This is a genomic window from Mycolicibacterium chubuense (assembly GCF_001044255.1).
Lineage (GTDB): Bacteria > Actinomycetota > Actinomycetes > Mycobacteriales > Mycobacteriaceae > Mycobacterium > Mycobacterium chubuense.
In genome coordinates this window covers 1-18410 of record NZ_JYNX01000036.1, presented here as the reverse complement: position 1 = coordinate 18410, position 18410 = coordinate 1, and the positions used below count along the sequence as shown (strand labels likewise).

Sequence of the window (18410 nt, the reverse complement as noted above, 5' to 3'; positions counted from 1 at the left end):
GGCGGGTGGGAGGCTATCCGGTCCTGCCGCCGAGGATCTCGAGCACCTCGAACGAGTTGACCCCGGCGACCACCGACGGATCGGCCTCACCGATCGCGAGCACCTCGGCGCGGTCCGCGCCGCGCAGCACGCCGAGCCCCCACACCCCCTCGGGGTCGGCGACCGGTCCGTAGACGACCACCCGGCCCTCGGCGAGCAGTCGCCGCCAGTACTCGGTGTGCCCGTCCATCGCCTGGCGCTCGGCATCGGTCATCGTCTGCGCGAAGTCGGCGCGCGGCGGAATGAGCCGGAACAGGAAGAGCTGTTCGCTCACTGAGCGGCCCGCGTCGCGGGGTGCACGGCGATCAGGCCCAAGCCGGTGCGCCGCTTGCACATTGCCGCCAACTCCGCGTAGGCCTTCTCGCCCAGCAGTTCGGTGAGCTCCGGGGCGTAGGACTGCCACACCGGCTTCTCGCCGACATGGGCGTTGGGATCGCCGGTGCAGTACCAGGTCAGGTCGAGCCCGCCCTCACCCCAGCCGCGCCGGTCGTATTCGGTGATGGTCGATTTCAAGATCTCGGAGCCGTCGGGACGCGTCACCCACTCCTGCGTGCGCCGGATCGGCAGCTGCCAGCAGACCTCGGGCTTGAGGGTCAGCGGTTCCACGCCGATCTGCAGCGCCTTGGTGTGCAGCGCGCACCCGATACCGGCGGGCCACCCCGGCCGGTTCAGAAAGATGCACGCGCCCTTGTACTTCCGGGTGCGCAGGGTGGGTTCGTCCTCGTATTCGTCCCACTCCAGGTAGCCCTTCGGGCCCAGCCCCTTGCTCCGGAACTGCCAGTCGTCGTCGGTGAGCAGTTTCACCGCGTCGTCGAGTTTGGCGCGGTCGTCGTCGTCGGAGAGAAACGCTCCGTGCGAACAACATCCGTCGTCCGGACGGTCGTCGACCGTGCCCTTGCAGGCCGGGGTGCCGAACACGCACGTCCAGCGCGACAGCAGCCACGTCAGATCGGCGGCGATCAGATGGTTGGGGTCCTCGGGGTCGTAGAACTCCACCCATTCGCGGGCGAAATCGAGTTCCACCTCACCCGGATACGGTCCAGTCACGGTTTTCCACGGTAGACCCATTAGGTTGGACGGGTGCGATTAGGCGTGCTCGACGTGGGCAGCAATACCGTCCACCTGTTGGTGGTGGATGCCCGCCGCGGTGGGCACCCGACGCCGATGAGTTCGACGAAGGCCTCGCTGCGGCTCGCCGAGGCCATCGACACCTCGGGCAAACTCACCCGCCGCGGCGCCGACAAGCTGATCGGCACCATCGACGAGTTCGCCAAGATCGCGACCAGCTCTGGCTGCTCGGAGCTGATGGCGTTCGCGACGTCGGCGGTGCGCGATGCGAAGAACTCCGAAGACGTGCTGTCGCGGGTGAAGTCGGACACCGGCGTGGATCTGCGGGTGCTCACCGGTGTCGACGAGTCGCGGCTGACGTTCCTCGCGGTGCGGCGCTGGTACGGCTGGAGCGCCGGACGCATCATCAACATCGACATCGGCGGCGGCTCGCTGGAGTTGTCCAGCGGGGTCGACGAGGAACCCGACGTGGCGATGTCGCTGCCTCTCGGTGCGGGCCGGCTGACCCGCGAGTGGCTGCCCGACGATCCACCGGGACGCCGGCGCGTGGCGATGCTGCGGGACTGGCTGGCCAACGAGCTCTCCGAGGCCGGCGCCGCCATCACCGAGGCCGGCAGCCCTGATCTTGCGGTTGCCACGTCCAAGACGTTTCGTTCGCTGGCCCGGCTCACCGGCGCCGCGCCCTCGGGGGCCGGGCCGCGGGTCAAGCGCACCCTGACCGCCGCGGGTCTTCGTCAGCTCATAGCTTTCATCTCTAGGATGACCGCGTCCGACCGTGCCGAACTGGAAGGGGTGAGCGCCGACCGTGCACCGCAGATCGTCGCCGGCGCACTGGTCGCCGAGGCGAGCATGAAGGCGCTCGGTATCGAAAGTGTGGACATCTGTCCCTGGGCGTTGCGGGAGGGATTGATTCTGCGCAAACTCGACAGCGAAGCCGACGGCACGGCCCTTGTGGGCGGTGAAACGGCCTCCCGGCGGATGTCAGTGCGCAATGCTGGACGGTAAGCAGCGAGGCTCAAAGGCAAGCAGGCGATGACTGGATCAGATGAGTACAGCAACACCCGGCCGATCTCGGTCGCCGAGTTGCTGGCCAAGAACGGCACGATCGGCGCACCCCCGGTCGGCGGCAGGCGCCGCCGGCGCCGCGGCAACGCCGATGCCGTCACCGTCGCCGAACTCACCGGTGAGATCCCGATCGTCCGGCCCGACGAACCGGCGCCGACGCGCGACGAGCAGCAGGTCGAGCAGGTAGCAGCCCAGGACGATCAGGACACCGCGACGGGCAACGGCGAGGTCGGCAACGGCGAGGTCCTCGTCGCCGAGCCGGAGACCGAACCCGAGCACGAGCCCCAGGCCGACGTCGAGACGGAGCCCGAGGCCGAAACCGAAACCGAGATCGAGACCGAGGCCGAGGCCGAGTCCGAGGCCGAGTCCGAGACCGATGAGCTCGCCGACGCGGCCGAGGTGACCGAGGCCGACGACGAACTGGTCGAGTTCGGCGACGTCGAGCCGGAGGCGGAAGACCAGCACGAGGACGAGGACGAATACGCCGACGCCGTGGCCGAGTACGCCGCGCACGTCGAACACCGCGACGCCGAGGCCGACCCGGTCGAGTTCGTCGCACCGCCACGCCGCTCGCCCTTCGGACGGTTCGGCCGCAAGAACAGCGCCGCCGTCGACGCCGAGCTGATGAGCCCGGACCCGATCGACGCCGAGGCCGAGGACACCGTCGACGACCTCGACGAAGCGCCCGTCGCCGAGCAGGACGCCGAGGTCGATGCGGCCGCGCTCGACAACCACGAGGACACCGAGACCGACACCGACACCGAGGACACCGGTACCGACACCCAGACCGAGACCACAGACGACGAGCTGCCGTCCTACCTACGCTCCACTGCCGATCCGCTGTTCGGCGGGGAGACCGTCGCCGACGATGTCGCGCGCCGCGGCACCCGGCCCTTGCCCGAGGACCTCGACCTGGACGAGGAGGACGAGGAGGAGGACCAGCCCCGCGAGATGTCGCCGCTGGTACACGGCCTGTGGGTGGTCGGGCAGAGCGTCGTCGCCGTGGTGTTCGGTGCAGGTCTGTTCGTGGCGTTCGACCAGCTCTGGAAGTGGAACAACATCGTCGCGCTGGTGCTCTCGGTCCTGGTGATTCTGGGCCTGGTGGTCGGTGTGCGAGTGGTGCGCAAGACCGAGGACATCGGCAGCACGCTGATCGCGGTCGCGGTCGGCGCTCTGGTCACCCTCGGTCCGCTGGCGCTGCTGCAATCAGGCTGACCGGGTGCGCCCTGCCATCAAGGTCGGTCTGTCGACGGCCTCGGTCTATCCGCTGAAGACCGAGGCTGCCTTCGAGTACGCCGCCAAACTGGGCTACGACGGTGTCGAGCTGATGGTCTGGGCCGAGGCGGTCAGCCAGGACGTCGACGCGGTGGCGGCGCTGTCCCGGCGCTACGACGTGCCGGTGCTGTCGGTCCACGCACCCTGCCTGCTGATCTCGCAGCGGGTGTGGGGGGCCAACCCGATCCCGAAGCTGGAGCGCAGCGTGCGGGCGGCCGAGCAGCTCGGCGCACAGACCGTCGTCGTCCACCCGCCGTTCCGCTGGCAGCGCCGCTACGCCGAGGGGTTCTCCGATCAGGTGGCCGAGCTCGAGGCCGGCAGCGACGTGATGGTCGCGGTCGAGAACATGTTCCCGTTCCGGGCCGACCGGTTCTTCGGTGCGGGGCAGACGTCGATCGAGCGGATGCGCAAGCGTGGCGGCAGCCCAGGGCCCGGCATCTCCGCGTTCGCCCCGTCGTACGACCCGCTCGACGGCGGCCACGCGCACTACACGCTGGATCTGTCGCACACCGCGACCGCCGGCACCGACGCCGTCGACATGGCCCGCCGCATGGGGGAGGGCCTGGTGCATCTGCACCTGTGTGACGGCAGCGGCGCCTCGGCCGACGAGCATCTGGTGCCCGGCCGCGGCACCCAGCCGACCGTCGAGATCTGCGAGACGCTGGCCGCGAGCGACTTCGCCGGCCATGTCATCCTCGAGGTGACGACCTCCGGCGCGCGCTCAGCCGCGGAGCGGGAGGCATTGCTGACCGAGTCGCTGCAGTTCGCCCGCGCGCATCTGCTGCGCTGAGAGCCGAGGACGGTACATGACGGGTTCGACCCTGTTCACCGACGCCATGACGCTGACAACCGGCGGCGACGGTGTCTACCACGGGCTGCTCAACGAGCACTGGACGATCGGGCCCAAGGTGCACGGCGGCGCGATGCTCGCCCTGTGCGCCAATGCGGCCCGCACGGAGTTCGGCGAGGCGAGCGTCGAGCCGATCGCGGTGTCGGGCAGCTTCCTGTGGGCGCCCGACCCGGGCCCGATGGAGATCGTCACGACGGTCCGCAAACGCGGCCGCCGCGTCAGCCTGATCGACGTCGAACTGAACCAGGGCACACGCACCGCGCTGCGTGCCGCGATCACCATGGGCACCCCGGAACACCATGTGCCGCCGCTGTTGTCGGTCAACCCGGTGCTGCCACTGATGACCCCCGACCCGCCGCCCGGGCTCGAGCCGATCGGCCCCGGCCATCCGATGGCCGACATCGTCCATCTCGCGCACGGCTGCGACATCCGGCCCTCGCTGACGTCGTTCAGCCCGCGCGGCGACGGCGGACCGCCGCTGATCGAGTACTGGGTACGGCCGAAGGGGGTCGCGCCCGACGTGCTGTTCGCGCTGCTGTGCGGCGACGTGTCGGCGCCGGTCACGTTCGGCGTCAACAGGTTCGGGTGGGCGCCCACCGTGCAGCTGACGGCCTACCTGCGGGCCGTGCCTGCCGACGGCTGGCTGCGGGTGATGTGCACGACGACCCAGATCGGCCAGGACTGGTTCGACGAGGACCACGTGGTGGTCGACTGCGAGGGTCGCATCATCGTGCAGACCCGTCAGCTGGCGCTGGTGCCGGCAGCGGAGAGCCGATAAGCCGGCCCGATCCGGCCGTGACATGCTGTGCGGCATGGCCAGAATCGCGATCATCGGTGGCGGGAGTATCGGCGAGGCGTTGCTGGCGGGGTTGCTGCGGGCCGGGCGTCAGGTCAAGGACCTCGTCGTCGCGGAGAAGGATCACGCCCGGTCGACCTACCTCGCCGAGAAGTACTCGGTGCGGGTCACCTCGGTGCCTGAAGCCGTCGACAGCGCCACCTACGTCATCGTCGCCGTGAAGCCCTCGGATGTGGGCAACGTCATCGGCGACATCGTCGAGACCGCCGCCCGGGCGGAGAGCGACGCTGCCGAGCAGATCTTCGTGACGGTGGCGGCCGGCGTCAGCGCCGCCTACTACGAGAACAAGCTGCCCGCGGGCTCGCCCGTCGTGCGGGTCATGCCGAACGCGCCGATGCTCGTCGGTGGCGGCGTCAGCGCCGTCGCGCCGGGGCGCTTCGCCACCACCGAGCACGTCAGGGGCGTCTCGTCGCTCTTCGACGCCGTCGGCGGGGTGCTGACGGTGTCCGAGTCTCAGATCGACGCGGTGACGGCCGTGTCGGGCTCGGGGCCGGCGTACTTCTTCCTGATGGTCGAGGCCCTCGTCGACGCCGCCGTCGATGCGGGGCTGACCCGCCCGGTCGCCACCGATCTGGTGGTGCAGACGATGGCCGGCTCGGCGGCGATGTTGCTGGAGCGGTTGGACGGCGGGGCCGTCGGGGAGGACGCACCGATGGCCGGAAAGATCGACACCTCGCCCGCCCAGTTGCGGGCCACCGTCACGTCCCCGGGCGGCACCACCGCCGCTGGGCTGCGGGAACTCGAGCGCGGTGGGTTGCGTGCAGCGGTCGCCAACGCCGTCGAGGCCGCGAAAAGGCGCTCTGAGCAGCTAGGAATTACACCCGAGTAGTTCAGGAATTTCGGACGGATTAGCCCACACCCGTCGCAGTAACCCCACCTGCCACGCTATTCTCCCAGTGGTAAGCACGGGTCGGTGCCAGCGGTGGGGAAGCCGCTGGAACTGCCCGCGCCTGATGGATTGGGTTGCGATGACGTCTATGAACGGGCCGTCGGCGCGGGATTCAGCCAGCGGGAAGGCGGCGCGAGACGCCGGCCAGTCCGAGGGCCAGCCGCCTCGAGCTCAATTTCTCACCGTTGCCGAGGTAGCCAGCCTCATGCGGGTCAGCAAGATGACCGTGTACCGGTTGGTGCACAACGGTGAGCTGCCGGCGGTCCGGGTGGGTCGGTCGTTCCGCGTCCACGCCAAGGCGGTCCACGACATGCTGGAGAGCTCGTACTTCGACGCCGGCTAGTCGCGCCTGACGCTGGATTTCGTGGTCAATCCGCCCTTCGGTAAGGTGGCCGGTCGAGGCTGACGAGATTCCTTCACGCTCGTCACGACAACACTTAGGTAGCGGAGTTCATGGGTTCTGTCATCAAGAAGCGTCGCAAGCGCATGTCGAAGAAGAAGCACCGCAAGCTGCTTCGTCGCACGCGGGTGCAGCGCAGAAAACTCGGCAAGTAGTCGCGACGCGCCCGTAGGGTGTCGGAGATGGATGCTGGAGGCACCTCGGGCGGATCTGACGGGCTGAACTACCCGAAGGTCGTGCTCGTCACGGGAGCCTGCCGATTCCTCGGCGGCTACCTGACGGCCCGACTGGCGCAGAACCCGCTGATCAATCACGTGATCGCGGTCGACGCGATCGCCCCGAGCAAGGACCTGTTGCGCCGGATGGGGCGCGCCGAGTTCGTCCGCGCCGACATCCGCAATCCGTTCATCGCCAAGGTGATCCGCAACGGGGACGTCGACACCGTGGTGCACGCCGCGGCCGCGTCGTACGCGCCCCGCTCCGGCGGCCGGGCCACGCTCAAGGAACTGAACGTGATGGGCGCGATCCAGCTGTTCGCCGCCTGCCAGAAGGCGCCGTCGGTGCGCCGGGTGATCCTCAAGTCGACGTCGGAGGTCTACGGCTCGACGTCGCGGGATCCGGTGCTCTTCACCGAGGCGCGCAGCCGGCGCAGACCGCCGGGCGAAGGCTTCGCCCGCGACAGCATCGACATCGAGGGCTACGCGCGTGGGCTGGGCCGGCGCAGGCCCGACATCGCGGTCACCATTCTGCGGCTGGCCAACATGATCGGGCCCGCCATGGACACCGCCCTGTCGCGGTACCTGGCCGGGCCCGTGGTGCCGACGGTCATCGGCCACGACGCACGCATGCAGCTCCTGCACGAGCAGGACGCGCTCGGGGCGCTGGAGCGGGCCACGATGGCGGGCAAGGCCGGCACCTTCAACATCGGGGCGTCCGGGATCATCATGATGAGCCAGGCGATCCGCCGATCGGGCCGGCTGGCGCTGCCCCTGCCGCGGTCGGCGTTGGTGGCGGTGGATTCGCTGTGGCGGGCCACCCGTAACAGCGAACTGGATCGGGAGCAGCTCGACTACCTCAGCTACGGCCGCGTCATGGACACCACACGGATGCGCACCGAGCTCGGATACACGCCCAAGTGGACGACGGCGGAGGCCTTCGACGACTATGTGCGGGGACGGGGATTGAAGCCCATCGTGGATCCGCGCTGGGTTTCTGCTGTGGAGCACCGCGCTGTAGCGGCGGCTCAGCGATTCGGACGCTAGACTCAGGGCCACGCGTGGGGGCGGGGACACCCGGAGAAAGAGGGAAACGGAAACTGTGGCGGGCGAGTCGAAAGCGAAAGTCATTCCGCTGCACTCCAATTCGGGGCGTAGCGCGGCATCCCGGCGGGCAGCGGCCCAGCGGGTCGACCGATCGCGCCGACATCCCTCGCTGATCGGCGACGCCGACGGCCGCGCCACGGCCGAGGAGCTCGCCGCCGTCGTCCGCGACATCGACGCGCACCGCGCAGGTGGCGCGGGCACCGCGGAGGAGGCGCCCAACGAACTCGCCACCCGGATCGGCGCCGTCGCCGATTTCATCCGCAAACGGATGACCGGCGACTACACCGTCGACGAGTTCGGCTTCGACCCGCATCTCAACAACGCAATCTTCCTTCCTTTGCTGCGGGTGTTCTTCAACTCGTGGTTCCGGGTCGAGGTCAGCGGCATCGAGAACCTCCCCGAGACGGGCGCGGCCCTGGTGGTGGCCAACCACGCCGGCGTGCTGCCGTTCGACGGTCTGATGACCTCGGTCGCGGTCCGCGACCATCATCCGGCGCACCGCGACCTGCGCTTGCTGGCCGCCGACATGGTGTTCGACATGCCGGGCGTCGGGCAGGCCGCCCGCAAGGCCGGCCACACCATGGCCTGCACCGACGACGCGCACCGGCTGCTCGCCGCCGGGGAGCTGACCGCGGTGTTCCCGGAGGGCTACAAGGGCCTGGGCAAGCGCTTCAAGGACCGCTACAAGCTGCAGCGATTCGGCCGCGGTGGCTTCGTCTCGGCGGCGCTGCGCACCAAGGCGCCGATCGTGCCGTGCTCGATCGTCGGCTCGGAGGAGATCTACCCGATGGTCGCCGACGTCAAGCTGCTGGCGCGGCTTCTCGGCCTGCCGTATTTCCCCGTCACGCCGCTGTTCCCGCTGGCAGGTCCGCTCGGCGTGGTGCCGCTGCCGTCGAAGTGGTACATCCAGTTCGGGGAGCCGATCGACACCGCCGGCTACGACGAGTCGGCCGCCGAGGACCCGATGATCACCTTCGAGCTCACCGATCAGGTGCGCGAGACCATCCAGCAGACGCTGTACCAGCTGCTCGCGAACCGCCGGAACACGTTCTTCGGCTGAGCGGTCGCGCCGTTCAGTCCGCCTGGGCTGTTTGCTTGGCAACCATCTTGCGGATTGCCTCGTCGCGCGCCGCGGCGATCCGGTCGCTCACCTCGTCCGCCTCGGTGTCCGACTGCGCCTCGCCCATCACCGTCACCACGCTCGTCAGCACGGGTTCGCCCCGCTCGTCGGTGACCTCGCCGCGGACCTCGGTCACGACCGCGCCGTGCGATTCGGTCACCGAGTCCAGGTACGAGTCGAAGAACAGCTTGTCGCCCGCCACGATGGGCCGGTGGAACTTGATCTTCTGGTCGCGGTGCAGCACCCGCTCCATGTTGATCGGCACGTCGAACTGGTTGAAGATCTCCAGCTGCACGCGCCTGCCGGCCACGGCGAGGAACGTCAGGGACGCGATCAGCGCGTCCTGGCCGCAGTCCTGCGCGGCCTCCTCGCTGTAGTGCGCGGGATGGTCGTCTTTGACCGCGCGGGCGAACTCGCGGATCTTCTCGCGGTCGACCTCGAAGTAGTCCGGATACCGGTAGTGGGTTCCGATGATGTTCGCAGCGATGGCCATGCGGCGATACTCTCCGTTGCTCGGCGGTGGCGGCGCGAGCCTATCAGCGCCGCCCCCGGCTACTTTCTGTCCCGGCGCGACACCGCCGCGGCCAGCGCACCGCCGACCGCGCCCAGCGCCAGCGCCGACGGCACCCCGATGCGGGCCGCCTTGCGGGCGGTGCGGAAGTCGCGGATCTCCCAGCCCCGCTCGCGGGCCAGGTCGCGCAGGTCCGCGTCGGGGTTGATCGCCACCGCGGTGCCCACCAGCGAGAGCATCGGCACGTCGTTGAAGCTGTCGGAGTAGGCGGTGCAGCGGCGCAGGTTCAGCCCCTCCCGGATGGCCAGCGACCGGACGGCGTGCGCCTTGCCGGTGCCGTGCAGGATGTCGCCGACGAGCCGGCCGGTGAACACCCCGTCCACCGACTCGGCGACCGTGCCCAGCGCGCCGGTCAGCCCCAGCCTGCGCGCGATGGTGTCGGCCAGCTCGTACGGCGTCGCGGTGACCAGCCACACCTGCTGGCCGGCGTCGAGGTGCATCTGGGCCAGCGCACGGGTGCCCGGCCAGATCTTGTCGGCGATGATCTCGTCGTAGATCTCCTCGCCGAGGGCGACCAGCTCGGCGGTCGAGCGGCCCTCGATGAACGCCAGCGCCTTGCTCCGGCCCGCCGCGACGTCGTCGCTGTTCTCCCGGCCGGTCAGCTGGAACTTCGCCTGGGCCAGGGCGAAGCGGGCGAGGTCCTTGTAGGTGAAGTACTCGCGGGCGGCCAGGCCGCGCGCGAAATGGACCAGCGACGAGCCGTGCACCAGAGTGTTGTCCACGTCGAAGAACGCCGCCGCGGTCAGGTCGGGCGGCGGAGGCGGCGGACCCGGCAGCTCGTCGGCCGGCTCGACGAGGCCCTCGGCGGCCACCGCTGCGCTGACCTCGCCCGCGACTTGCTGCGAACGGCCGTCGGTCCCGACGCCCAAGCCCCCGATATCGGACACGGCTACAACAGTAAGTCACCTGGTCGCGATACTGGCGGGGTGGATCGCGCTGTGCAGTTGCTCACTCGCCAGGGATGTCCGATGTGCCAGGCCGCCGCGACGCGGCTGGCCGAACTGGGCGACGAGCTCGGATTCCGGCTGACCGTGACCGACGTCGACGAGGCCGCCGCAGCCGGTGACGTCGCACTTCGCGCCGAGTTCGGCGACCGGCTGCCCGTCGTGCTCCTCGACGGCGCCGAACACAGCTACTGGGAGGTCGACGAGGCCCGGCTGCGGGCCGATCTGGCCGGCTGAGCAAATTTGGAAGGCCAGCTGGTGAACGACTACCTTGGTGGGGTGGTGAGGAAGCCGTGAGCGTACTGCTTTTCGGGGTTTCGCACCGGAGCGCGCCGGTGTCCGTGCTCGAACAACTGAGCACCGACGAGGCCGATCAGGCCAAGATCATCGAGCAGGTTCTGCAGTCCTCACTGGTCACCGAAGCCATGGTGCTGTCGACCTGCAACCGGGTGGAGATGTACGCGGTCGTCGAGGCGTTCCACGGCGGTCTGTCGGTGATCGGTCAGGTGCTCAGCGAGCACTCCGGTATGTCGCTGCAGGATCTGACCAGGTACGCCTACGTCCGCTACGCCGAAGCCGCCGTCGAGCACCTGTTCGCGGTCGCCAGCGGGCTGGACTCCGCCGTGGTGGGCGAGGCCCAGGTGCTGGGCCAGGTGCGGCGGGCCTACGCGACCGCCGAGACGAACCACACGGTCGGGCGCACCCTGCACGAACTGTCCCAGCGGGCCCTGTCGGTCGGCAAGCGGGTGCACTCCGAGACCGGCATCGACGCCGCCGGCGCGTCCGTGGTCTCCGTCGCGCTGGACATGGCGGAGGCCCGGATCGGCTCGCTGGCCGGGCGGTCCGCGGTGGTCGTGGGCGCCGGGTCGATGGGCGCCCTGGCCGCCCGGCAGCTGATGCGCGCCGGGATCGAACGCATCCACGTGGTGAACCGCTCGCTGCCGCGCGCCAAACGGCTGGCCGAGACCATCCGCGGCCACGGCGTCACCGCCGAGGCGTACCCGTTCGACCACCTGCCGCCGCTGCTCACCGACGCCGACGTGGTGGTCAGCTGCACCGGCGCGGTCCGTCCGGTGGTGTCGCTGGCCGACGTGCACCGCGGCCTGGCCCAGCGGCTCGGCAACAGCAAGCAGCTGGTGATGTGCGATCTCGGTATGCCCCGCGACATCGACCCCGCGGTGGCCGGGCTGCCCGGGGTGTACGTGATCGACATGGAGCGGATCCTGCGGGAACCGACCGCACGCGCCGCCACCTCCGACGCCGAGGCCGCCCGCTCGATCGTCGCCGCCGAGGTCGCCGACTACCTGGCCGGCCAGCGGATGGCGGAGGTCACCCCGACGGTCACCGCGCTGCGCCAGCGCGCCGCCGACGTCGTCGAGGCCGAACTCCTGCGGCTGGACAACCGGTTGCCCGGGCTGGACTCCGCGCACCGCGACGAGGTCGCCAAGACGGTGCGCCGCGTCGTCGACAAACTCCTGCACGCGCCGACGGTGCGCGTCAAGCAGCTGGCCAGCGCGCCCGGCGGGGACAGCTACGCCGAGGCGCTGCGCGAACTGTTCGAACTCGACCAGCACGCCGTCGACGCCGTGGCCGGAAGCGAGCTGGGAGCCGTCGCGGTGGGTGAGATCCCCTTGCTGACAACCGATCTCGATAGCACCGAGTGATCCGCATCGGCACGCGGGGCAGTCTGTTGGCCACCACCCAGGCCGGTTCCATCCGCGACGCGCTCATCGCCGCCGGGCACGACGCCGAACTCGTGATCGTCTCCACCGACGGCGATCGGTCGCAGGCGCCCATCGCCGACATCGGCGTCGGGGTGTTCACCGCCGCACTGCGCGAAGCCATCGCCGACGGCACCGTCGACATGGCGGTGCACTCCTACAAGGATTTGCCGACCGCACCCGATCCGCGGTTCGTCATCGCCGCGATCCCGGTGCGCGAGGACGCCCGCGACGCGCTGGTGGCCCGGGACGGGATGGTGCTCGGAGAGTTGCCCACCGGTTCGGTGATCGGCACCTCGTCCCCGCGACGGACCGCGCAGCTTAGAGCACTGGGTCTCGGTTTGGAAATCCGCCCCCTACGAGGCAACCTAGATACCAGGTTGAACAGGGTAAGCAGCGGTGTTCTCGACGCCGTCGTGGTCGCCCGGGCGGGATTGGCCCGCATCGGTCGCCTCGACGCCGTCACCGAGACGCTGGAACCGGTACAGATGTTGCCGGCGCCGGCTCAAGGTGCGTTGGCAGTCGAGTGCCGTGCCGGTGACTCCGGCCTGGCCGAACTGTTGGCGGAACTCGATGACGCCGACACCCGGGCTGCGGTCATCGCAGAGCGGACCCTGCTCGCCGAACTGGAGGCGGGTTGCTCCGCACCGGTGGGCGCGATCGCCGAGGTGGTCGAGTCGATCGATGAGGACGGCCGCGTCTTCGAAGAGCTGTCGCTGCGCGGCTGCGTGGCGACGCTGGACGGATCCGACGTGATCCGGGCGTCCGGTATCGGAACACCCGAGCGGGCACGGGAGCTGGGGCTCTCGGTGGCCGCGGAACTGTTCGAGCTGGGAGCACGGGACCTGTTGGACGAACGCGGGAGAGGTACATGACTCGCCAGATGACCTTGCGAGGACGCAAGGGCAAGCCCGGCCGCATCACGTTCGTCGGCTCCGGGCCCGGGGATCCGGGCCTGCTGACGACGCGCGCCCGTGCTGTGTTGGCCAACGCCGCCCTCGTCTTCACCGACCCCGATGTACCGGAAGCGGTGCTCGCCCTCGCGGGTTCAGAGCTGCCACCGCCGTCGGGACCCGTTCCGGCGGCGGGCGCCCCGGAGGCTGCGGCCACCGACGCCGCGCCCGCGGAGGCGGCCGAACCCGTCATCCCCGGCGGCCCGGACATCCGGCCCGCGCTCGGCGACCCAGCCGAGGTCGCCAAGACGCTGGCCACCGAGGCCCGCACCGGGGTCGACGTGGTCCGCCTCGTGGCCGGTGACCCGCTGTCGATCGACGCGGTGATCACCGAGATCAACGCGCTGGCCCGCACGCAGCTGACGTTCGAGATCGTTCCCGGTCTGCCCGACACGTCGGCCGTGCCGACCTATGCGGGACTGCCGCTGGGGTCGTCGCACACCGTCGCCGACGTCCGCGACCCGAACGTGGACTGGGCCGCACTGGCCGCCGCGCCCGGGCCGCTGATCCTGCACGCGACCGCCTCGCATCTGCCCGAGGCGGCACGCACGCTGATCGAGTACGGGCTGGCCGACAGCACCCCCGCCGTCGTCACCGCCAACGGCACCACGTGCCAGCAGCGCTCGGTCGAGACCACGCTCGCGGGTCTGCTGGACAAGGCGGTGCTGGACAAGCCGGCCGGTGTCGAGCCGTCGGGCCCGCTGACCGGCACGCTGGTCGTGACCATCGGCCGGACCGTCGCGAACCGCGCCAAGCTGAACTGGTGGGAGAGCCGCGCACTGTACGGCTGGACCGTGCTGGTGCCGCGCACCAAGGACCAGGCGGGTGAGATGAGCGATCGGCTCGTCGGCCACGGCGCGCTGCCCATCGAGGTGCCGACCATCGCGGTCGAGCCGCCCCGAAGCCCGGCCCAGATGGAAAGGGCCGTCAAGGGTCTGGTCGACGGCCGGTTCCAGTGGGTGGTGTTCACCTCCACCAACGCGGTGCGTGCGGTGTGGGAGAAGTTCAACGAGTTCGGTCTCGACGCCCGCGCGTTCTCCGGTGTCAAGATCGCCTGCGTGGGGCAGGCGACTGCCGATCGGGTGCGCGCCTTCGGCATCAACCCGGAGCTGGTGCCCACCGGTGAGCAGTCGTCGCTGGGCCTTCTCGACGAATTCCCGCCCTATGACGATGTTTTCGACCCGGTGAACCGCGTGCTGCTGCCGCGCGCCGACATCGCCACCGAGACGCTGGCCGAGGGGCTGCGCGAACGGGGCTGGGAGATCGAGGACGTCACCGCGTACCGGACCGTGCGCGCGGCCCCGCCGCCGGCGCACACCCGCGAGATGATCAAGACGGGCGGCTTCGACGCGGTGTGCTTCACGTCGAGCTCCACGGTGCGCAACCTCGTCGGCATCGCCGGCAAGCCGCACGCCCGCACGATCGTGGCGTGCATCGGGCCGAAAACCGCTGAAACCGCAGCCGAATTCGGGTTGCGTGTCGACGTCCAGCCCGAGGTGGCCGCGGTGGGACCGCTCGTCGAGGCGCTCGCCGAGCACGCCGCCCGGCTGCGCGCCGAGGGTGCGCTACCCCCGCCGCGGAAGAAGAGCCGCCGCCGCTGATCGACAGGACGGTCATGCCTTTCCCGAGTCATCGTCCGCGACGGCTGCGATCCTCCCCGGCCATGCGCCGGCTTGTCGCGCAGACCACGCTGGCGCCACGGCAACTCGTGCTGCCGATGTTCGTCGCCGACGGCATCGACGAACCGCGGCCGATCGCCTCCATGCCCGGCGTCGTGCAGCACACCCGTGAGTCGCTGCGCCGTGCCGCCGCCGAGGCGGTCGAGGCCGGTGTCGGCGGGCTGATGCTGTTCGGGGTGCCGCGCGACGAGGACAAGGATGCCCGCGGGTCTGCGGGCACCGACCACGACGGGGTGCTCAACGTCGCACTGCGCGACCTCGCAGGCGATCTCGGCGACGCGACCGTGCTGATGGCCGACACCTGCCTCGACGAGTTCACCGACCACGGGCACTGCGGCGTATTGGACCGGGTCGGCAGAGTAGATAATGACGCGACCAACCGGCGTTACGTCGAACTGGCTGTGGCACAGGCGGATTCGGGGGCCCACATGGTGGGGCCGAGCGGGATGATGGACGGGCAGGTCGCCGCGATCCGGGCCGGGCTCGACGCCGCCGGGCACATCGACACCGCGATCCTGGCCTACGCCGCGAAGTTCGCCTCCGGTTTCTACGGCCCGTTCCGCGAGGCGGTGTCCTCGAGCCTGCAGGGCGACCGGCGCACCTATCAGCAGGAGCCCGGCAACGCCCGCGAGGCGCTGCACGAGGTCGACCTCGACATCGACGAGGGCGCGGACATCATCATGGTGAAGCCGGCGATGGCCTACCTCGACATCGTCCGTGCCGCCGCCGACCGCTCACCGGTGCCCGTCGCGGCCTACCAGGTGTCGGGGGAGTACTCGATGATCAGCGCGGCGGCCGAGCACGGCTGGATCGACCTGGACACCGTCGTGCTCGAGACGCTCACCGGCATCGTCCGCGCCGGCGCCGACATCGTGCTCACCTACTGGGCCGTCGACGTGGCCCGTCGACTCGCGTGACGGACCCGTCGGCGCCACCGGTACGCCCGCCCGACGTCGACACCGGCTTCTGGCTGTGGGTGGTCGCGTTGCCGTTGATGATCGCGGGATATCTGGTGGACCTGCTCACCGGCGATCAGCGCGCGACCGGATTGCTGCTGGCGATCAACGTCGTGTTCGTCGTCCTCCTGGCGGCCGTCGTCGTCACGTTCCTGATCCTGATGCGGCACGGCTACCGCTGGGCACGGACCGCCCTGACCGGCGGCGCGATCGCGACGGTCGTCTACTCGGTGAGCGACCTGTTCACCGTCGACCGGCACGAGGCCGCCGCGCTGGGCTACGCCGCGGCGGTGATCATCGGGTCGGTCCTGATCGGCGGCGGAACCTATCTGCTGCACCGCAAGGACGCCCACGACTTCTTCACCCGCTGATTGGCTACGCTGACCCCGATGCCGACCCACTCCCGCCCGCGCCTCGTCGACGCCGCGTTCTGGTGCTTCGTCGGCGGCGCGGTGATCATGATCGTCGGCGGACTGCTCGCGGCGACGGCCACCTACGACGCGGCGCGCGCGGCCATCCCGTCCGAGATGAGCGACGACCGGGTGCGCAGCTACCTCACCGTCTACCGCCTGACCGGCATCGGAGCGGTGCTGGCCGCGGGGGCGCTGGCGTTCCTCGCGGGCCGGGCCCGCCGCGGTGACGGACGATTCCGGTTCGCACTGCTCGGCATGGCGTTCGCCCTGGTCGCCGTCGTGCTGTTGTTGGCGATCGGGGTCGGGGTGGCCCAGCCGCTGATCCTGCTGGGGCTGCTGCCCGTGCTGGTCGGCGCGGCGCTGATGGCCCGGGCGTGGTACGACCAGGTGGGCGGGGGTGTGGCATGACCGAACCCGTCGCCACCGGGCCGGCCACGGAGCCCCTGTTCACCGAACAGGGCGCCAGTTGGCTGTGGGTGCTCGCCGGGCCCGCGGCCGGCATCTCGATGGCCCTGATCCAGTTGTCGGCGGGCTACGGCATCCAGTGGGTGGTGCCGGGCGCGTTCTTCGTGCTGGTGTCGGGCTTCCTGGCGATCCAGGTCAAGGCCGCCCGCATCCACACCTCGGTCGAGTTGACCGCGGACGCGCTGCGCCAGGGCACCGAGACGATCCGTACCAGCGAGATCCTGCGGGTGTACCCGGAGGCCGAGGGCGCGGAGGCCCCGAAGTGGCAGTACGCGCGCGCGCTGGGCGAGCTCACCGGCGTCCCGCGGGGTCGCACGGGGATCGGACTGAAACTGTCCAACGACCGCACCGCGCAGGCGTGGGCACGCAAGCACCAGCAGCTGCGGGCGGCGTTGACGAACATCGTCGAGGAGCGCATCCCGCCGGAGCGCACGCCGTGAGGCGCAGGCGCGCGGTCGTCGAGCTGACGCTGGCGGTGCTCGCCGCGGTGGGCTGCGTGCTCAGCTGGCTCTCGGCGAGCAGGCAGGTCGTGGTCGCACCCCTGCTCGAGGGTCAGCCGTCGACGATGTCGGTGGTGTACAACACCCCGATGCTGACGCTGTCGCTGCTGCTCGCGACCATCGCCGGGGTGCTGGCGGTGCTGGGCATCGCCCACCTGCGCCGCACCCCGTCCCCGTCTTCCGCGGAATAGCATTCCCGGCTGCTCGACGGGCCCTCATCACAGCCCTGGCTTCTCAACGGCTGCGGCTTGTGTCCCTCGCCACACCGCTCTTGGTACAGAGTGCAGAATCTGTAACACTGTCGCTCATGACCGAGTTGGCGCAGCAGACCGAACCGCTCGACGACGCGTTGCCGCTGGGCCCCGGCTCCCTGGTGTGGAAGTACTTCGGCGACAACCGCATGTATCTGATCGGGCCCCGCCCGGCCGTGCTGCAGAACATGCTCGCCGAGCTCGGTCAGGGCGTGTACGACCACTCGACGTTCTTCGCCGACACCGCCGAACGCCTGCGGCGCACGATCCCGCCCATCTTCAACACCGTGTACGGCTCCGACGACGACAATGCGGGCACCCGGGTCCGCGATTTCCACCACCATGTCAAAGGCGAGATGCCCGGAACGGATCGCCGCTACCACGCACTCGATCCCGACACCTACTTCTGGGCGCACGCCACTTTCGTCGAGCAGATCTACTACTTCGCCGTCGACCTTCGTTGCACGCGTCGTCAGCGCCGCCAGGTCGGACCCGGCGCCGGGCTNAGACGTGTGCTCTTCCGATCTCGAGCAGATCTGGCTGGAGTCCAAGACGTGGTACCGCCGCTACGGCGTCAGCGACCGTCCGATGCCGGCCACCTATGCCGAGTTCGAGCAGTACTGGGACGCCATGATGGAGCGGGTGCTCGTCGCGCACCCGTCGGCGAAGTACGGCGTCGGCTATGTCACGAAGGGCTTCCCCACGCCCAAGGCGGTGCACCCCTTGGTGTGGCGCATCGTCTCTCCGGTGTTCAACCCGCTCGCAGCGTTCCTGACCACCGGCGGGCTGCCGCCGCGCGCCCGCGACCTGTTGAACCTGCCGTGGAGCGACAAGCAGGAGCGGCGCTATCAGCGTTTCGCGGCGCTGTGGCGGTCCCGGCCGGTGAACTGGCTCTGGGATCGCCTGCCGATGCGGGTGCGGATGAGCGGTTACGCGGTCAAGGGCTATGCCCGCGGCTGACGCCACCGCGCAGATCCTCGACGCCGCCGTCGTCGAGTTCGAGCGGCACGGTTTCCGCCGTGTCGCCCTCGACGACGTCGCCCGCCGTGCCGGGGTCAGCCGCACCACGATCT

The 18410-nt window shown here is 70.0% G+C and carries 24 protein-coding genes and 1 pseudogene; 21 read left to right on the top strand and 4 right to left on the bottom strand.

The window, feature by feature from the left end; all coding sequences use genetic code 11:
• Nucleotides 1-13 precede the first annotated feature (13 nt).
• Both MCHUDSM44219_RS31005 and MCHUDSM44219_RS13355 read right to left on the bottom strand, forming a co-directional pair.
• Nucleotides 14-253: a YciI family protein gene (locus tag MCHUDSM44219_RS31005; protein ID WP_236695454.1), complete on the bottom strand. Its 240-nt coding sequence runs from the start codon at nucleotides 251-253 to the stop codon at nucleotides 14-16.
• A gap of 56 nt (nucleotides 254-309) precedes the next feature.
• Nucleotides 310-1107 (bottom strand): DUF3109 family protein, encoded by a 798-nt coding sequence (locus MCHUDSM44219_RS13355; protein WP_048418739.1) that lies wholly within the window; start codon nucleotides 1105-1107, stop codon nucleotides 310-312.
• 12 nt (nucleotides 1108-1119) lie between these two features.
• Here MCHUDSM44219_RS13355 and MCHUDSM44219_RS13350 point away from each other — a divergent pair, with 12 nt between their 5' ends.
• The 9 genes from MCHUDSM44219_RS13350 to MCHUDSM44219_RS13315 all read left to right on the top strand — a co-directional run bounded on the left by MCHUDSM44219_RS13350 (nucleotide 1120) and on the right by MCHUDSM44219_RS13315 (nucleotide 8824).
• Nucleotides 1120-2112 (top strand): Ppx/GppA family phosphatase, encoded by a 993-nt coding sequence (locus MCHUDSM44219_RS13350; protein ID WP_048418738.1) that lies wholly within the window; start codon nucleotides 1120-1122, stop codon nucleotides 2110-2112.
• A 27-nt stretch (nucleotides 2113-2139) separates the two neighbouring features.
• Nucleotides 2140-3387, top strand: coding sequence for an Rv0497 family membrane protein (locus MCHUDSM44219_RS13345; protein WP_048418737.1), 1248 nt, complete (start codon nucleotides 2140-2142; stop codon nucleotides 3385-3387).
• 4 nt (nucleotides 3388-3391) lie between these two features.
• Nucleotides 3392-4237, top strand: a complete 846-nt coding sequence (locus MCHUDSM44219_RS13340; protein ID WP_048418736.1) for a sugar phosphate isomerase/epimerase family protein — start codon at nucleotides 3392-3394, stop codon at nucleotides 4235-4237.
• Nucleotides 4238-4253: 16 nt separating this feature from the next.
• Nucleotides 4254-5075: a thioesterase family protein gene (locus MCHUDSM44219_RS13335; protein ID WP_048418735.1), complete on the top strand. Its 822-nt coding sequence runs from the start codon at nucleotides 4254-4256 to the stop codon at nucleotides 5073-5075.
• A gap of 34 nt (nucleotides 5076-5109) precedes the next feature.
• The gene (gene proC / locus MCHUDSM44219_RS13330; protein WP_109777766.1) at nucleotides 5110-5982 is read left to right on the top strand and encodes a pyrroline-5-carboxylate reductase; all 873 of its coding nucleotides are present in this window, start codon (nucleotides 5110-5112) and stop codon (nucleotides 5980-5982) included.
• 139 nt (nucleotides 5983-6121) lie between these two features.
• Nucleotides 6122-6385: a helix-turn-helix domain-containing protein gene (locus MCHUDSM44219_RS13325; protein ID WP_043404963.1), complete on the top strand. Its 264-nt coding sequence runs from the start codon at nucleotides 6122-6124 to the stop codon at nucleotides 6383-6385.
• Nucleotides 6386-6495: 110 nt separating this feature from the next.
• Nucleotides 6496-6597 carry a 30S ribosomal protein bS22 gene (locus tag MCHUDSM44219_RS28905; RefSeq protein ID WP_003402602.1) on the top strand — a complete coding sequence of 34 codons (102 nt, stop codon included), beginning with the start codon at nucleotides 6496-6498 and terminating at the stop codon, nucleotides 6595-6597.
• A gap of 27 nt (nucleotides 6598-6624) precedes the next feature.
• Nucleotides 6625-7704, top strand: a complete 1080-nt coding sequence (locus MCHUDSM44219_RS13320) for an SDR family oxidoreductase (RefSeq protein WP_048418733.1) — start codon at nucleotides 6625-6627, stop codon at nucleotides 7702-7704.
• A 55-nt stretch (nucleotides 7705-7759) separates the two neighbouring features.
• The gene (locus tag MCHUDSM44219_RS13315; RefSeq protein ID WP_048418732.1) at nucleotides 7760-8824 is read left to right on the top strand and encodes a lysophospholipid acyltransferase family protein; all 1065 of its coding nucleotides are present in this window, start codon (nucleotides 7760-7762) and stop codon (nucleotides 8822-8824) included.
• Nucleotides 8825-8837: 13 nt separating this feature from the next.
• Here the strand turns inward: MCHUDSM44219_RS13315 and MCHUDSM44219_RS13310 are convergent, their stop codons facing one another.
• The gene (locus tag MCHUDSM44219_RS13310) at nucleotides 8838-9377 is read right to left on the bottom strand and encodes an FAS1-like dehydratase domain-containing protein (protein WP_048418731.1); all 540 of its coding nucleotides are present in this window, start codon (nucleotides 9375-9377) and stop codon (nucleotides 8838-8840) included.
• 59 nt (nucleotides 9378-9436) lie between these two features.
• Nucleotides 9437-10342 carry an HAD family hydrolase gene (locus MCHUDSM44219_RS13305; protein ID WP_048418730.1) on the bottom strand — a complete coding sequence of 302 codons (906 nt, stop codon included), beginning with the start codon at nucleotides 10340-10342 and terminating at the stop codon, nucleotides 9437-9439.
• Between the two features lie 39 nt (nucleotides 10343-10381).
• Between MCHUDSM44219_RS13305 and MCHUDSM44219_RS13300 the strand changes: the two genes are divergently transcribed.
• The 12 genes and pseudogenes from MCHUDSM44219_RS13300 to MCHUDSM44219_RS13250 all read left to right on the top strand — a co-directional run.
• The gene (locus MCHUDSM44219_RS13300) at nucleotides 10382-10636 is read left to right on the top strand and encodes a glutaredoxin family protein (protein ID WP_048418729.1); all 255 of its coding nucleotides are present in this window, start codon (nucleotides 10382-10384) and stop codon (nucleotides 10634-10636) included.
• 56 nt (nucleotides 10637-10692) lie between these two features.
• The gene (locus tag MCHUDSM44219_RS13295) at nucleotides 10693-12063 is read left to right on the top strand and encodes a glutamyl-tRNA reductase (RefSeq protein ID WP_048418728.1); all 1371 of its coding nucleotides are present in this window, start codon (nucleotides 10693-10695) and stop codon (nucleotides 12061-12063) included.
• Nucleotides 12060-12995: a hydroxymethylbilane synthase gene (gene hemC, locus MCHUDSM44219_RS13290; RefSeq protein ID WP_048418727.1), complete on the top strand. Its 936-nt coding sequence runs from the start codon at nucleotides 12060-12062 to the stop codon at nucleotides 12993-12995. The genes MCHUDSM44219_RS13295 and hemC overlap by 4 nt, the downstream gene beginning before the upstream one ends.
• Nucleotides 12996-13003: 8 nt before the next feature.
• Nucleotides 13004-14674, top strand: coding sequence for a bifunctional uroporphyrinogen-III C-methyltransferase/uroporphyrinogen-III synthase (locus MCHUDSM44219_RS13285; RefSeq protein ID WP_082162187.1), 1671 nt, complete (start codon nucleotides 13004-13006; stop codon nucleotides 14672-14674).
• Between the two features lie 14 nt (nucleotides 14675-14688).
• Nucleotides 14689-15669: a porphobilinogen synthase gene (hemB, locus tag MCHUDSM44219_RS13280; RefSeq protein WP_048418725.1), complete on the top strand. Its 981-nt coding sequence runs from the start codon at nucleotides 14689-14691 to the stop codon at nucleotides 15667-15669.
• The gene (locus tag MCHUDSM44219_RS13275) at nucleotides 15666-16079 is read left to right on the top strand and encodes a hypothetical protein (protein WP_048418724.1); all 414 of its coding nucleotides are present in this window, start codon (nucleotides 15666-15668) and stop codon (nucleotides 16077-16079) included. The genes hemB and MCHUDSM44219_RS13275 overlap by 4 nt, the downstream gene beginning before the upstream one ends.
• A gap of 18 nt (nucleotides 16080-16097) precedes the next feature.
• Nucleotides 16098-16529 (top strand): hypothetical protein, encoded by a 432-nt coding sequence (locus tag MCHUDSM44219_RS13270; protein ID WP_172506313.1) that lies wholly within the window; start codon nucleotides 16098-16100, stop codon nucleotides 16527-16529.
• A complete protein-coding gene (locus MCHUDSM44219_RS13265; RefSeq protein ID WP_048418723.1) occupies nucleotides 16526-17026 on the top strand; it encodes a transport-regulating membrane protein Mce1N in 501 nt (166 codons plus the stop codon). Before MCHUDSM44219_RS13270 ends, MCHUDSM44219_RS13265 begins: the two co-directional genes overlap by 4 nt.
• Nucleotides 17023-17277: a hypothetical protein gene (locus tag MCHUDSM44219_RS13260; RefSeq protein WP_048418722.1), complete on the top strand. Its 255-nt coding sequence runs from the start codon at nucleotides 17023-17025 to the stop codon at nucleotides 17275-17277. The genes MCHUDSM44219_RS13265 and MCHUDSM44219_RS13260 overlap by 4 nt, the downstream gene beginning before the upstream one ends.
• Before the next feature lie 116 nt (nucleotides 17278-17393).
• Nucleotides 17394-17842, top strand: a pseudogene (locus tag MCHUDSM44219_RS31000) (oxygenase MpaB family protein); the annotation flags it as partial.
• 1 nt (nucleotide 17843) lies between these two features.
• Nucleotides 17844-18297: oxygenase MpaB family protein (locus MCHUDSM44219_RS30995; protein WP_236695450.1), on the top strand; the 454-nt coding region annotated here is incomplete at its 5' end.
• Nucleotides 18284-18410, top strand: a 127-nt coding sequence (locus tag MCHUDSM44219_RS13250) for a helix-turn-helix domain-containing protein (protein ID WP_048418721.1), incomplete at its 3' end; no start/stop codon positions are given. The genes MCHUDSM44219_RS30995 and MCHUDSM44219_RS13250, both read left to right, overlap by 14 nt.

Excerpts from the sequence above, each read along its gene's own strand:
- MCHUDSM44219_RS31005 (WP_236695454.1), bottom strand. The coding sequence starts at position 253 with ATGACCGATGCCGAGCGCCAGGCGATGGACGGGCACACCGAGTACTGG.
- MCHUDSM44219_RS13355 (WP_048418739.1), bottom strand. The coding sequence starts at position 1,107 with ATGGGTCTACCGTGGAAAACCGTGACTGGACCGTATCCGGGTGAGGTG.
- MCHUDSM44219_RS13345 (WP_048418737.1), top strand. The coding sequence starts at position 2,140 with ATGACTGGATCAGATGAGTACAGCAACACCCGGCCGATCTCGGTCGCC.
- MCHUDSM44219_RS13335 (WP_048418735.1), top strand. The coding sequence starts at position 4,254 with ATGACGGGTTCGACCCTGTTCACCGACGCCATGACGCTGACAACCGGC.
- proC (WP_109777766.1), top strand. The coding sequence starts at position 5,110 with ATGGCCAGAATCGCGATCATCGGTGGCGGGAGTATCGGCGAGGCGTTG.
- MCHUDSM44219_RS13325 (WP_043404963.1), top strand. The coding sequence starts at position 6,122 with ATGACGTCTATGAACGGGCCGTCGGCGCGGGATTCAGCCAGCGGGAAG.
- MCHUDSM44219_RS28905 (WP_003402602.1), top strand. The coding sequence starts at position 6,496 with ATGGGTTCTGTCATCAAGAAGCGTCGCAAGCGCATGTCGAAGAAGAAG.
- MCHUDSM44219_RS13320 (WP_048418733.1), top strand. The coding sequence starts at position 6,625 with ATGGATGCTGGAGGCACCTCGGGCGGATCTGACGGGCTGAACTACCCG.
- MCHUDSM44219_RS13310 (WP_048418731.1), bottom strand. The coding sequence starts at position 9,377 with ATGGCCATCGCTGCGAACATCATCGGAACCCACTACCGGTATCCGGAC.
- MCHUDSM44219_RS13285 (WP_082162187.1), top strand. The coding sequence starts at position 13,004 with ATGACCTTGCGAGGACGCAAGGGCAAGCCCGGCCGCATCACGTTCGTC.
- hemB (WP_048418725.1), top strand. The coding sequence starts at position 14,689 with ATGCCTTTCCCGAGTCATCGTCCGCGACGGCTGCGATCCTCCCCGGCC.
- MCHUDSM44219_RS13270 (WP_172506313.1), top strand. The coding sequence starts at position 16,098 with ATGCCGACCCACTCCCGCCCGCGCCTCGTCGACGCCGCGTTCTGGTGC.
- MCHUDSM44219_RS13265 (WP_048418723.1), top strand. The coding sequence starts at position 16,526 with ATGACCGAACCCGTCGCCACCGGGCCGGCCACGGAGCCCCTGTTCACC.